Consider the following 12,547-nt stretch of genomic DNA (forward strand, 5'->3'; position numbering starts at 1 on the left):
GCCGGGGCCCGGACCAGGGAGACCGCCATCACCCGCCAGCACACCGAGAACCCGACCTCGATCGACGCGGACGAGCCGTGGATGCGCGGGCTGCACGCGGACACCGGCTACCTGCTGTACCGCCTGGGGCTGCGCTCGGGGCAGGTCTTCAACACCTTCCTCCAGGAGTCGGGGCTGCGGCTGCGCCACTACGCGGTGCTGCGCTTCCTGGCCGGTTCGGCGGGCTCGCTCCAGCGGGAGCTGAGCACCCGGCTCGGCTACGACCCGAGCGCGATCGTCGGCCTGGTCGACGACCTGGAGAAGCTGGGCTTCGCCGAGCGGCGCCCCGCCCCCGACGACCGCCGCAGCCGGATCGTCGTCCTGACCGAGGCCGGCCGGGCGTTCCTGCGGGACACCAACGAGGCGGGCCGGCGCGTGACCAACGAACTCCTCGACCCGCTCGACCCCGCCGAGCGGGCGGCACTCCACGCCCTGCTGCTGCGCGTCGCCGACCGGCCATGACCACCGCCGCCCGCTCCGCACCCGACCGGCTGCTCGCGGTCCTGGCCGCGTTCGACCACGGGCATCCGGCGCTGAGCCTGACGGACATCGGCCGCCGGGCCGGGCTCACCCTCACCACCGCGCACCGTCTGGTCGGCGCGCTGACCGCCTGGGGCGCGCTGGAACGGGACGCGGACGGGTTCTACCACGTGGGGCTGCGGCTCTGGGAGCTGGCCGCGCTGGCACCGCGCGGTCTCGCGCTGCGCCAGATCGCGCTGCCCTACCTGGAGGACCTGTACGAGGCGACGCACGAGAACGTGCAGCTGGCGGTGCGGGACGGGTCGGACGTCGTCTACATCGAGTGGCTGTCGGGGCGTTCGGCGGTGGGCGTGCACATCCGGGTGGGCGCCCGCTGGCCCCTGCACGCGACCGGGGTGGGGCTCGCCCTGCTCGCGCACGAGGCGCCCGGCTTCCAGCAGGACTACTGCGCGGGCGGGTTGGCGTCCTTCACGCCGTACACCGTCACGGATCCGGCCCGGTTGCGCCGCTCCCTGGCCGAAGTCCGGCGCACCGGTGCCGCGGTGAGCAGCCGTCAGGTGACCGACGACGCGCTGTCGGTGGCGGCGCCGGTGCGCGGGGCCACCGGACAGGTGGTCGCGGCCGTCTCCGTGGTGGTACCCGAGGCCGACGCCCAGGTGCCGGTACTGGTCCCGGCGGTACGGCTGGCGGCCCGCGGGATCTCCCGGGCACTGGGCTGGCAGCCGGACCCGACGGCGGCCCGGCCCCTGTAGAGCCCTGACTGCCGGAGCCGGTGCGGCGGACGGCCCCGGGGCGGGGCCGGTCAGCCGACCGTCGCCGTGGCCGTGTAGGTCACCTCGTCGTCCCCGTGGTGGGCCGTGCCCCGGCAGGTGAGGGTCGTGGCGGTGGAGACCTGGGGGCGGGTGAGGCGCCAGCGGACCGTGAGGCGTTCGCCGGGGTCCAGGCGGGGCGCGGTGGCCGTGTCCCGGGCGTGGGCGGTCCAGCCGCTCGGGATGTCGAGGGCGAGCCGGGCGGCGTTCCAGGGGCGCGCCGAGCCGTTGGCGAGCGTGGCGGTCACCGTGAACTCCGGTTCCGGGCCGCTGACTTCGAGGGTCACGCCGAAGGGGCTGCGCGGGTACACCGGCGCCCAGGACGCGTGCATCAGTTTCACCAGCGCGTCCGCCCGGGCCGGCCGGGCGGCGGCCAGGTCGTGCTCCTCGCCGGGGTCCCGGGCGAGGTCGTAGAGCTCCACGTCCCACTGGTCGTCCGGGACGCGGCGGCTCTGGCCGGGCGCGAACCGGATCGCCTTGAGGTCGCCCTGCCGCAGGGCTTCGGCGAGCCGGTCGCCACGGCCGTGGTCGACCGCGTTCTGGCGGGCGGTGACACCGTTGTGGTTGCGGTAGAAGTAGAGGCTGTCGTGGCGGGCGGCATCGGTGGAGCCGCGCAGCAGCGGGGCGAGGGAGAGGCCGTCCACGTCCGCGGGGGCGGGCGCGCCCGCGAGCTCGGCGAGGGTGGGCAGCAGGTCGGTGAGCGGGGTGGGCCGGTCGGTGGTGCCGGCCTTGACGTGCCGCGGGGACCAGGCGATGAACGGGACGCGGATGCCGCCCTCGTACAGGTTCCGCTTGTAGCCGCGCAGCGGGCCGTTGCCGTCGAAGAGGTCGGGGTCGGTGCCCGCCTCCTCGTGCGGCCCGTTGTCGCTGGTGACGAGGACGACGGTGTCGTCGGCGAGGCCGAGCGCGGTGAGCTTGTCGGTGACGTCGCCGACCAGGGTGTCGAAGGTGGTCACCTGGGCCGCGTGCCGCTTGTTCGGCCCGGTCCAGGGGCGGTCGGCGTACGACCCGACGTGCGGGTCCTTGCTGGGGGCGTGCGGCACGGTCGGGGCGAGGTAGAGCAGGAACGGCTCGTCGCGGTGGGTGTGCAGGAAGCCGAGGGCGCGCTCGGAGATGAGGTCGGGGGCGTAGACCTGCTGGGCACCGCCCTTGTTGGCCGGGATCTCCTCGCGGGTGCCGTTGTGCCACAGGTAGTCGGGGAAGTAGTCGTGGGCGTGGTGGTGGGTGAGGTAGCCGTAGAACTCCTCGAAACCACGGGCGTTGGGGTGGCTCGGCTGGTCCGGGGCGTTGGGTCCGAAGCCCCACTTGCCGATCAGGCCGGTGCGGTAGCCGAGCGCCCTGAGCGCCTCCGCGAACGTGAAGTCCTTCTCGGTGAGGGCGCCCTGGCCGCCGGGTCCCCACGGGTTGGTGCGCACGGTCGCGTGCCCGCCGTGCAGGCCGGTCAGCATCGAGCAGCGCGAGGGCGCGCAGACCGGGGCGGGCGCGTAGGCCTGGGTGAAGCGCAGCCCCTCGGCAGCGAGCGAGTCCAGGCGCGGAGTGTGCATCAACTGCTGGCCGTAGGAGCCGAGTTCGCCGTAGCCGAGGTCGTCGGCGAGGATCACGACGAAGTTGGGCCGGTTCGACGGGTGCTGCGCGGCCGGTGCCGCGACGGCGGGCTTGACGGTGGGCCCGGGATGCCCGGCGGCCGGCTGCGCCGCGTCGCCGTCCTCGCACCCCGCGACCGCGGCGAGCGCGACGGGCGCGGCGGCGGCCCCGGTGAGGAAGCGGCGGCGGCTGGGCATACGGGTCCCCCGGTGTGACGACTGCGCGTGGTCCTGGACCGATGGTGGTCACGGCCGTCGGCCCAGGACCATGCACACGCTGTGAACGCTCTGTTTCGAGTCGTGACTCGACTCGTGAGAGGGAATTCCGGGCTCGGAGGTTCCCGCTCCACGACGTCAGAATGATCACAGACGGATGCGGGGCGCGCTCACACGGGTGCCGGTTCGGGCGCCCCGCGCGGGACACGCCAGGACGCAGGGGCCGCAGGGGCCGCAGGGGCCGCAGGGCGCGCAGCGCCGAGCCGACGCTGAGACGGCCCCGGCCCCGGGTCCCGGTCGCTCAGGAGGCCAGTCCCGCGCGCAGTCGTCGGTCGCGTGGGGCCCGGGTGCGGTCGAGGCGGGCGTCCAGCAGCCGCCGGGCCGCCTCGCCCCGCCCGTCCGACACCAGGGCGTACAGGAGGGTCTCCTCCACCACCTCCCGCTGGGCCGCGCTGCCGCCGACCCGGCGCAGCACCGGCAGCAGCGCGTCGAGGCCCCGGGCCGCCTCGTGGAACCGCTCCTCGACGAGCGCGGCGAACGCCTCGCACAGCGGGACGACCACCTCGCGCTGCACCTTGTCGGCGCCGGCCGCGTGGTCGCGCAGCCGGCGCAGCGCGGCCAGGTCCCCGGCGGCGGTGAGGGCCACGGCCGCGTGCAGGGCGGTGAACGCGGTCTGCGGGCGCTCCAGTACGTCGCGTTCCACGGCCTCCAGCACCCCCGCGACCGGGAGGTCACCCCGCCAGCTGTCGCTCATCCGGGCCCGCCACAGCAGCGAACCGGAGTCGACCAGGGCCCGCACCCCGCTCACCACCCGGCCCGGCGCGAGCTGCGCGAACCACCGCCGGCGGACGGCGGCCGGGTCGTCCAGGGCGAGTTCGTGCAGGGCGATGTGCCAGGAGAAGTGCGCCCGGTGCACCGCGCCCCGGCCGCGTCCGGACACCCAGCCGTCGAGCCAGTCCCGGCCCGCCTCGTGCGCCCCGGACTCGTAGTGGACGTGCGCCAGGGCGTGCACCGCGTGCCCGGAGGCCGGCTCGGCGGCCAGCGCGCGGTGGGCCAGCTCGCCCGCCTCGTGCAGCCGGCCCTGCTCCTGGCGCAGGAAGGCCAGCAGCGAGGTGTGGAACCAGTGCCCGTCGTACGCGGGCGAGGTCAGGTCGAGCAGCCGGAGGGCGTCGTCGTCCTGGAGGTCGCTGACCCCGGAGAACGCGATGGTCGGCACGGCCGCCGCGAGCGCCAGCGCGTCGCCCCGGTGCCCGCGCAGGTGCCGTACGAGCGCCTCGTCGCCGTCGTCGCCGGTCACCCGGCGGGTGATCACGTCCACGAAGGACCGCTCGCGGTCGTCCGCGCGTTCGCGGGCGCTGCGCTGGGCGTCGGCGAGGGCGCGCGGCACGTCGACGGCGGCGGCGCACTCGTGGCCCAGCAGGGCGAGGGCCGCGTGGCCGAGGGCGAAGCCGGGGTCCAGGGCGACCGCGCGGGCGAAGGCGTCCTCGGCGCCGGAGCGCACCTTGAGCACCCGGTCCAGGCCGCTGCGGTACGCCGCGGCGGCCTCGGCGTGCGTGGACAGGGGCAGCCCCTGCCCGTCGGCCGGCCGCCGCGCGCCGCGCCGGCGCTCCGGGAACGGCAGCAGCCGCTGGGCCAGTTCGGCGGCCTGGACGCGGATCTCGGGGATCGCCGTGGTCTCCCACAACTCGCCCCGGCGCGGGGCACCGAGCGTGAACAGGGGTCCGGCGAGGCGGCCCCGGACGTCGGCGAGCTGTCCTTCGCGGGTGGCCACGCCCATGCCCAGCGGGCCGGGGGCGGCCAGACCGGCGGTGAACAGGGCCTGCCACAGCGGGCTGTCGGGGCGGCGGCCGGGTCCGGTGCAGTCGATCACCCAACCGACGTGCAGCACCTGCCCGTCGGACAACTCGACGGCGAGGGAGCCGTCCTCGGCGGCCGAGACGCGGGCGACGGTGCCGGTGCGGACGTGCAGGCGCCGAGCGGTGCGGGCGCGGGAGACGTGTTCGGCGGTGGCGGGGGCCATGCGGTGGCGGTGGGTGTTCCACAGGGCGCCCTCGCGGGCCAGGAACTCCTCGCGCTCCTCGGGGGTGAGGCTGCGCCACAGCCGGGCGGTGTGCGGGCGGAGGCTGTCCAGGCCGGGGCGCCAGTCGCCGTGGGTGCGTACCGAGCGGCTCACGTGGCGGTAGACGGCGCGCCGGAGCCGGCCGAGCGAGGTGTCGTCGAGGCCGTCGGGGGCGGGCATGGTGCCGGCCGGGCCGAGGGCGTGCGGCTGGGGCAGCAGCCCGCTGCGGGAGAGGGCGTGCACGGTGCGGCCGGGGCGGTCGAGGGTGAGGGCGAGGTCGACGGCGGTCAGGCCGGTGCCCACCAGGAGGACGTCGTCGGGGCTGTCCCGGACCGGGTCCAGGGCGTCCGGCACCCACGGGGCGGCGATGAAACGGGGCGAGGTGCGCAGGGCGGGCGGGGCCCAGCCGGCACTCGCCGCGGCGGGGCCGGTGGCCAGGACCGCGCTGTCCACCGCGAGGGGTCCCCCGTCGGCGAGGTGGAGTGCCACCCGGCCGTCGGGGGTGCCGGTACAGCTCTCCGCGAGGGTGCGCAGCCGGCGCACGGCGACCGTGCCGTGGGCGCGGACGACGGCCTGGCCGAGGGTGTCGGCGAGGTAGGCGCCGTAGCGGTAACGCGTGGCGAAGTCGGCGCCGGTGACGGCGGGTTCGCCGTGCCGGCAGAGCCAGCGGACGAAGTGCCCGGGGTCGTCCGGGTAGGCGCTCATGTTGCCGGCGGGCACGTTGAGCCGGTGCCGGGGGTCGCGGGTGGCGTAGGCGGTGCCGCGGCCCGCCTCCGGGGCCGGGTCGATCAGGACGAGGTCGAGCGGAGTCCGGCGGCGGTGCGCCGTCTCGCAGAGCTGGACGGCGGTGAGGGTGCCCGCCGCCCCTGCTCCCACGATGGCCACGTTGTGCCGCTTGCGGACGTCGGTCACGGAATACCTCCGGCGGGTCGGCCTACTGGTTCTGCACTGTTCCGAACTGCTCTGCACTGTTCCGAACTATTCCGAACTATTCCGATCGGGCAGGTGGGGAAGCCAGGCCGGGCAGGTGATCTCACCGGAAACTCAGGCCGCCGGTCGGGCGTTCATACTCTGTTCACGATCGGCGGGCGGGGCAACCCGGGTTCCGGCCGACTCGCCCCGGTCCGCGCCGGATTGACCGTGACCGCGCAGGGTGGGCTCCGGCTCCTCATCGGAATCTCAGCGGGCACCCCCGTGATTCAAAGGAGCCACCCATACAACCGGCGCAGGATGCCCTGACACAGGTGGACAAGTCAGGAAGGCGTGTCGTGGGCGTCCAGCACATATCGAACGGGTCCGGACGGCAGCCGGGGAAGTGGTCCCGGCGCGGGATCCTCGCGGTTCTCGGCGCGGTGCCCGCGGGGGCGGCGCTGGCCGGATGCAGTTCCTCCGCGGACGCCTCGGCCACCACCGGCGGCAAGGGTGCCACGGCCTCCGTGAAGTCCGCGACCAAGAAGGCGACGATCACGGTCACGCCCGTCTCCGGCACCGCGAAGGCCGACTTCACCACCCCGGTCGAGGTCACGGTGGCCGACGGCACGCTGGCCTCGGTGACCGTCGCGGGCAACGACGGGTCGACGCTGGCGGGCACCTTCAACGACGCGAAGACGAAGTGGACGTCGGCGAAGAACCCGTACTCCGGCACGAAGTACACGGTGACGGCGAAGGCGCAGGGCGCCACCGACGAGACGGTGGCCACCTTCACCACCAAGTCCCCCGGCGAGACGTTCATCGGCTACTTCACGCCCGAGGCCGACTCCACCTCCGGCGTCGGCATGCCGGTGTCGATCAACTTCACGCACGCGGTCGCGGACCGGGCGGCGGTGCAGAAGGCGATCACCGTGACCGCCGAGCCGGAGGTCGAGATCGTCGGGCACTGGTTCAGCGACACGCGCCTCGACTTCCGCCCGGAGACGTACTGGGCGAAGGGCACCAAGATCACGCTGAGTCTGCAGCTGAAGGACGTGGAGGGCTCGGACGGCGTCTACGGCGTGCAGGCGAAGGACGTCACCTTCCACATCGGCCGCGAGCAGATCTCCACCGTCGACCTGTCGACCAAGGAGATGGTCGTGAAGCGGGACGGCGCCACCCTGGCCACCTACCCCGTCTCGGGCGGCAACGCCCAGCACACCACCTGGTCCGGGATCATGGTGATCAGCGAGCGGTTCAAGCAGACCCGGATGGAGTCCTCCACGGTCGGCCTCGGCGACGAGTACGACATCTCCGACGTCCCGCACGCCCAGCGGCTGACCACCTCCGGCACCTTCGTGCACGGCAACTACTGGGCGTCCACCTCGGTCTTCGGCCACGAGAACACCAGCCACGGCTGTGTCGGCCTGCACGACGCCAAGGGCGCGAGCGACTCCTCGGTGGACGGCTACAAGTTCTACGACAGCTCGATCCTCGGCGACGTGGTGATCGTCAGGAACTCCGGCGAGAAGACCGTCGAGGCCTCCAACGGCCTCAACGGCTGGAACCTGTCCTGGGCGGACTGGAAGGCCGGCAGCGCGGTCTAGCGAGCAGCCGGCTTCAGGGCGTGAACTCCCCTGTGAAACAAGGAGATTCTTTGTTTTAACTCTTGACGGCCGCAGGCACGGAGAGCACATTGGGCCCACTTTGAGAGCGCTCTCAATCGGTCTCGGCCACTCCCGGCGCTCTCGGAGACCCACCCGCGCACCCCCCTCCGTACCCGAGAGGCACCCCCATGAGTGAAACCTCCGGTATACCCCCCGCGGACCACAGACGGGGGCGCTCGTTCCGCCGCGCCCTCCTCGCCGCGCTCGCCACCATGGGCCTGGCGGTCGCAGCCGCCACGACCGCCACCCTGCCCGCAAGCGCCTCGGCACCCTCCGTCCCGTCCGGCTGGAGCCAGGTCTTCCTCGACGACTTCAACGGCAGCGCCGGCACCGGCGTCAACACGTCCGACTGGCAGTACGACACCGGGACCTCGTATCCCGGAGGCGCCGCCAACTGGGGCACCGGCGAGGTCGAGACGATGACCTCGTCCACCGCCAACGTCGCCCTGGACGGCAGCGGCAACCTGAAGATCACGCCGGTGCGGGACTCGGCCGGCAACTGGACGTCGGGCCGGATCGAGACCACCCGCACCGACTTCCAGCCCCCGGCCGGCGGCAAGCTGCGCGTCGAGGCCCGCATCCAGATGCCGAACGTCACCGGCGACGCCGCCCTCGGCTACTGGCCGGCGTTCTGGATGCTGGGCGCGCCCTACCGGGGCAACTACCAGAACTGGCCGAGCGTCGGCGAGCTGGACATCATGGAGAACGTGCAGGGCCTGAACAAGGTCTGGGCGACCATGCACTGCGGCACCAACCCGGGCGGCCCCTGCAACGAGACGACGGGCCTGGGCAATTCGACCGCCTGCCCCGACACCACCTGCCAGTCCGGCTTCCACACCTACACGATGGAGTGGGACCGCTCGGTGAGCCCCGAGGCGATCCGCTTCTACGTCGACGGCGTCAACTACCAGACGGTGACGGCCAGCCAGGTCGACGCCACCACCTGGGCGAACGCCACCAACCACGGCTTCTTCGTGATCCTGAACGTGGCGATGGGCGGCGGCTTCCCGGCCGCGTTCGGCGGTGGCCCGACCAGCGCCACCGAGTCCGGCCACCCGATGGTCGTGGACTACGTCCAGGTGCTGTCGGCCAGTGGGAGCGGTACCACCACCCCGCCGACCGGCAACCGGGACGCGTACAGCGCCATCCAGGCGGAGTCCTACGACAGCCAGTCCGGCGTCACCGCCGAGACCACCACCGACACCGGCGGCGGCCAGGACATCGGGTACGTCGCCAACGGCGACTGGGCGCTTTACAAGGGCGTGAACTTCGGCTCCACGGCGGCCACCCAGTTCTACGCGAGAGTGGCGAGCGGCGCGGCCTCCGGGGTGAGCGGCCTGGTCCAGGTCCGGCTGGACAGCCCCTCCAACGCCCCTGTCGGCAGCTTCTCGGTGGCCAACACCGGCGGCTGGCAGACCTGGACGACGGTCCCGGCCAACATCAGCTCGGTGACGGGCACCCACGACGTCTACCTGACCTTCTCCAGCGGCCAGTCGGCGGACTTCGTGAACGTGAACTGGTTCGACTTCGGTCACTGACACCGGAGTACACGGAACCGGGCGGGCGGCGCCGGGGGGGGATCCCCTCCGGCGCCGTCGCGCTGCCCGGCCCTTCCGGGTCAGCGCAGCTCCGCCCGGAACGCCACCGGTGTCTGTCCGGTGTGCAGGTGGAAGAACTTGGAGAAGTTCGCCGCGTCCGGGAAGCCGATCGCCGCGCCGACGCGGCCGGTCGGGAGGTCCGTGTGGGCGAGGAGGCGTTTGGCCTCCAGGACGACCCGCTTGTCGATGAAGCCCTTGGGGGTCTCGCCGGTCGCGGCGCGGACCGCGCGGACCAGGGTGCGGCGGGAGTAACCGAGGGCGTCCGCGTAGGCGCTGACGCTGTGGTTGGCGGCGAAGTCCTTCTCCACCGCGTCCCGGAAGAGGGTGAAGGTCGTGTCGGCCTGGCGGCGGGCCGCCTCCGCCGAGCTGGCCGCGAGATGGGCGAGGCGCAGGAGAAACGCCGTCAGGGAGTGCCGCAGCACGGCCGTGTGCAGGCTCAGGGGGAGGGTCGCCGTGTCCTCGTACTCGCGTTGCAGGTGGGCGAGCGACGCCCGGAGCGCGGCGAGCTGCGGGGCGTCGGGGCGGAGCAGGGGCGGCAGGTCGTAGCGGTAGAGGCCGGTCGCCTCGACGGTGGCCCGGGGCAGGAAGCCGGGCTGCATGGTCAGGACGGTTCCGCGGTACTCGCAGGTCCGTGAGAAGCGGTGCACCTGGCCGGGGCGGATCCAGAGCAGGTCGCCGGCGTGTGCCTCGTACTCGGCGAAGTCGATCATGTGGCGGACCGGGCCCTCGGTGAAGAGCATGACCACGTGGAAGTCGATGCGGTGGACGCGCTCCAGGGGGGCGTCGGCGTGCCACAGGCGTTCCGTGCCCATGGGGCCGACCTGGATGCCGACGCCGCCGACGCTCAGATCCACCGGGAAGGGGAAGGTTCTGATTCCGTCACCGTCGCCTGACCCGTTGGGCGTTCTGTCCGCCATGTCCTTCTCGTGCCGTCCCTGTCGAAGATCCGTGTCCCACTTTCACCACAGGCTGACACACTCCGACCTTCCCTCCCAAAAGTCAGACTTTTACTTTTGAACGCGTCAGGCCAGCCAGAACGCTTCGAACGAGGACTTCTTGAAGATGAGCACGCAGACAGCAGCCGGCTTCGACGACGGCTCCGACGACGGCTTCGAGTGGACCGACCTCGACCGCCGTGCCGTGGACACCGCACGCCTCCTCGCGGCCGACGCCGTGCAGCAGGTCGGCAACGGGCACCCCGGCACCGCGATGAGCCTGGCCCCGGCCGCGTACACGATCTTTCAGAAGGTGATGCGCCACGACCCGGCGGACCCCGAGTGGACCGGCCGGGACCGTTTCGTCCTCTCCCCCGGGCACACCTCGCTCACCCTCTACACCCAGCTGTTCCTCGCCGGGTACGAGCTGGAGCTGGACGACCTCAAGGCCTTCCGCACGCACGGTTCGAAGACGCCGGGTCACCCGGAGTACGGCCACACGGCCGGCGTGGAGACCACCACCGGCCCCCTCGGGCAAGGCGTCGCCAACGCCGTCGGGATGGCCATGGCCGCCCGCTACGAGCGCGGCCTCTTCGACCCGGAGGCCGCCGAGGGCGCCTCCCCCTTCGACCACACGATCTGGGCGATCGTCTCCGACGGCGACCTGGAGGAGGGCGTCTCCGCCGAGGCCTCCTCGATGGCGGGCCACCAGAAGCTCGGCAACCTGGTCTTCGTCTACGACGACAACCACATCTCCATCGAGGGCGACACCGCGACCGCCTTCTCCGAGGACGTCCTGAAGCGGTACGAGGCCTACGGCTGGCACACCCAGCGCATCGAGCCGACCGCCGAGGGTGACGTCGACGTTCACGCCCTGTACGCGGCCCTGAAGGCGGCACAGGCCGAGACCGAGCGGCCGTCGATCATCGCGATGCGCACGATCATCGCCTGGCCCGCCCCGAACGCCCGGAACACCGAGGCCTCCCACGGCTCCGCCCTCGGCGCCGACGAGGTCGCCGCCACCAAGCGCGTCCTCGGCTTCGACCCGGAGCGGAGCTTCCAGGTCGACGCCGACGTCCTGGCCCACACCCACCGGGCCCTGGACCGGGGCGCCGAGGCCCACGCGGCCTGGGACAAGCGGATCGCCGAGTGGCGCACCGGGAACGCGGAGCACGCCCGGCTCTTCGACCGGGTCGTGGCCGGTCAGCTCCCCGCGGGCTGGGAGTCGTCGCTCCCCGTCTTCGAGGAGGGCAAGGCCGTCGCCACCCGCGCCGCCTCCGGCAAGGTGCTCCAGGCGCTCGGCCCGGTGCTGCCCGAGCTGTGGGGCGGCTCCGCCGACCTCGCGGGCTCCAACAACACCACCATCGACAAGACGTCCTCCTTCCTGCCGAAGGGCAACCCGCTGCCCGAGGCGAACCCGTACGGCCGTACCGTCCACTTCGGCATCCGCGAGTTCTCGATGGCCGCCGAGATGAACGGCATCGCCCTGCACGGCAACACCCGGATCTACGGCGGCACCTTCCTGGTGTTCTCCGACTACATGCGCAACGCCGTCCGGATGGCCGCGCTCATGCAGCTCCCGGTGACCTACGTCTGGACCCACGACTCCATCGGCCTCGGCGAGGACGGCCCCACCCACCAGCCGGTCGAGCACCTGGCCTCGCTGCGCGCCATCCCGGGCCTGAACGTCGTCCGCCCGGCCGACGCCAACGAGACCGCGGCGGCCTGGGCCGAGATCCTGAAGAGGCACGCCACGCACCCCGCCCCGCACGGGCTCGCGCTGACCCGCCAGGGCGTGCCGACGTACGCGCCGAACCCGGACGCGGCCAAGGGCGGCTATGTGCTGCGCGAGTCGTCGACCGAGACCCCGGAGGTGGTCCTGATCGCCACCGGTTCCGAGGTGCACCTCGCCGTCGAGGCCCGTGACCTGCTCGAAGCCGAGGGGGTAGGCACCCGCGTGGTGTCGATGCCGTCCGTGGAGTGGTTCGAGGAGCAGTCCCGCGAGTACCGCGAGAGCGTCCTGCCGCCGGCCGTGAAGGCGCGGGTCGCCGTCGAGGCCGGGATCGGCCTGACCTGGTACCGCTTCGTCGGCGACGCCGGCCGGATCGTCTCCCTGGAGCACTTCGGCGCCTCCGCCGACGCCGGGACCCTGTTCGCGGAGTTCGGCTTCACCGCCGGGAACGTGGCAGCCGCGGCCCGCGAGTCCCTCGCCGCCGCCCGCACCGCCTGATCCACCAGCCAGAAACAGTTCA

The 12,547-nt window shown here is 73.1% G+C and carries 8 protein-coding genes; 5 read left to right on the forward strand and 3 right to left on the reverse strand.

All coding sequences use genetic code 11. The annotated features are described in order from the left end of the window. Positions 1–81 precede the first annotated feature (81 nt). Positions 82–501 carry a MarR family transcriptional regulator gene (locus AB0D74_RS31895; RefSeq protein ID WP_362594841.1) on the forward strand — a complete coding sequence of 140 codons (420 nt, stop codon included), beginning with the start codon at positions 82–84 and terminating at the stop codon, positions 499–501. Beyond that, positions 498–1,271 (forward strand): IclR family transcriptional regulator, encoded by a 774-nt coding sequence (locus AB0D74_RS31900; protein ID WP_362594685.1) that lies wholly within the window; start codon positions 498–500, stop codon positions 1,269–1,271. Before AB0D74_RS31895 ends, AB0D74_RS31900 begins: the two co-directional genes overlap by 4 nt. Positions 1,272–1,321: 50 nt before the next feature. On the opposite strand, the gene AB0D74_RS31905 is transcribed toward AB0D74_RS31900, so the two are convergent. Then, on the reverse strand, positions 1,322–3,109 hold the full coding sequence (locus tag AB0D74_RS31905; protein ID WP_362594687.1) for a sulfatase-like hydrolase/transferase: 1,788 nt from the start codon (positions 3,107–3,109) through the stop codon (positions 1,322–1,324). Between the two features lie 319 nt (positions 3,110–3,428). Further along, positions 3,429–6,098 (reverse strand): FAD/NAD(P)-binding protein, encoded by a 2,670-nt coding sequence (locus AB0D74_RS31910; RefSeq protein WP_362594689.1) that lies wholly within the window; start codon positions 6,096–6,098, stop codon positions 3,429–3,431. A 356-nt stretch (positions 6,099–6,454) separates the two neighbouring features. Between AB0D74_RS31910 and AB0D74_RS31915 the strand changes: the two genes are divergently transcribed. Both AB0D74_RS31915 and AB0D74_RS31920 read left to right on the forward strand, forming a co-directional pair. Further along, positions 6,455–7,702, forward strand: a complete 1,248-nt coding sequence (locus AB0D74_RS31915; protein WP_362594691.1) for an Ig-like domain-containing protein — start codon at positions 6,455–6,457, stop codon at positions 7,700–7,702. A 188-nt stretch (positions 7,703–7,890) separates the two neighbouring features. Next, a complete protein-coding gene (locus AB0D74_RS31920; protein ID WP_362594693.1) occupies positions 7,891–9,300 on the forward strand; it encodes a glycoside hydrolase family 16 protein in 1,410 nt (469 codons plus the stop codon). An 80-nt stretch (positions 9,301–9,380) separates the two neighbouring features. Here AB0D74_RS31920 and AB0D74_RS31925 read toward each other — a convergent pair whose 3' ends face one another. After that, a complete protein-coding gene (locus AB0D74_RS31925; RefSeq protein WP_362594695.1) occupies positions 9,381–10,277 on the reverse strand; it encodes an AraC family transcriptional regulator in 897 nt (298 codons plus the stop codon). Between the two features lie 145 nt (positions 10,278–10,422). Between AB0D74_RS31925 and tkt the strand changes: the two genes are divergently transcribed. Then, entirely contained in the window at positions 10,423–12,525 is a 2,103-nt protein-coding gene (gene tkt, locus AB0D74_RS31930) for a transketolase (protein ID WP_362594697.1), read from the forward strand. Positions 12,526–12,547 lie beyond the last annotated feature (22 nt).

Origin of the sequence: Streptomyces sp. NPDC048278, assembly GCF_040652195.1 — a bacterium.
Taxonomy (GTDB): Bacteria; Actinomycetota; Actinomycetes; order Streptomycetales; family Streptomycetaceae; genus Streptomyces.

Coding starts and splice junctions, on each gene's coding strand:
- AB0D74_RS31895 (WP_362594841.1), top strand. CDS start 82: ATGCGCGGGCTGCACGCGGACACCGGCTACCTGCTGTACCGCCTGGGG.
- AB0D74_RS31900 (WP_362594685.1), top strand. CDS start 498: ATGACCACCGCCGCCCGCTCCGCACCCGACCGGCTGCTCGCGGTCCTG.
- AB0D74_RS31905 (WP_362594687.1), bottom strand. CDS start 3,109: ATGCCCAGCCGCCGCCGCTTCCTCACCGGGGCCGCCGCCGCGCCCGTC.
- AB0D74_RS31920 (WP_362594693.1), top strand. CDS start 7,891: ATGAGTGAAACCTCCGGTATACCCCCCGCGGACCACAGACGGGGGCGC.
- AB0D74_RS31925 (WP_362594695.1), bottom strand. CDS start 10,277: ATGGCGGACAGAACGCCCAACGGGTCAGGCGACGGTGACGGAATCAGA.
- tkt (WP_362594697.1), top strand. CDS start 10,423: ATGAGCACGCAGACAGCAGCCGGCTTCGACGACGGCTCCGACGACGGC.